The sequence below is a fragment of the Caballeronia mineralivorans PML1(12) genome, from assembly GCF_001028175.1.
Lineage (GTDB): Bacteria > Pseudomonadota > Gammaproteobacteria > Burkholderiales > Burkholderiaceae > Caballeronia > Caballeronia mineralivorans.
This window is the reverse complement of record NZ_AEJF01000264.1, coordinates 1-449: the sequence shown is the minus strand read 5'-3', so window position 1 is coordinate 449 and position 449 is coordinate 1. Positions and strand designations below refer to the sequence as shown.

Genomic DNA, 449 nt, shown 5'->3' with positions numbered 1-449 from the left:
GAGTCAGACATTCATTATGACCGAAGAAAAATGAGGCGCCCGCCAGCTTTGAAAAGGCGCTGAGCGAGCTGGAACAGATTGTAACCCGTCTGGAAAGTGGCGACCTGCCGCTGGAAGAGGCGCTGAACGAGTTCGAACGCGGCGTGCAGCTGGCACGTCAGGGGCAGGCCAAATTACAACAAGCCGAACAGCGCGTACAAATTCTGCTGTCTGACAATGAAGACGCCTCTCTAACCCCCTTTTTACACCGGACAATGAGTAATGGACTTTCCGCAGCAACTCGAAGCCTGCGTTAAGCAGGCCAACCAGGCGCTGAGCCGTTTTATCGCCCCACTGCCCTTTCAGAACACTCCCGTGGTCGAAACCATGCAGTATGGCGCATTATTAGGTGGTAAGCGCCTGCGACCTTTCCTGGTTTATGCCACCGGTCATATGTTCGGCGTTAGCAC

General features: G+C 54.6%; 1 protein-coding gene and 1 pseudogene. Both read left to right on the top strand.

Annotation, left to right across the window (positions count from 1 at the left end; translation table 11 throughout):
- Positions 1–59 precede the first annotated feature (59 nt).
- Positions 60–296, top strand: coding sequence for an exodeoxyribonuclease VII small subunit (gene xseB / locus EOS_RS45420; RefSeq protein ID WP_075645502.1), 237 nt, complete (start codon positions 60–62; stop codon positions 294–296).
- Positions 262–449: pseudogene (locus tag EOS_RS42565) on the top strand (hypothetical protein); the annotation flags it as partial. The gene xseB and the pseudogene EOS_RS42565, both read left to right, overlap by 35 nt.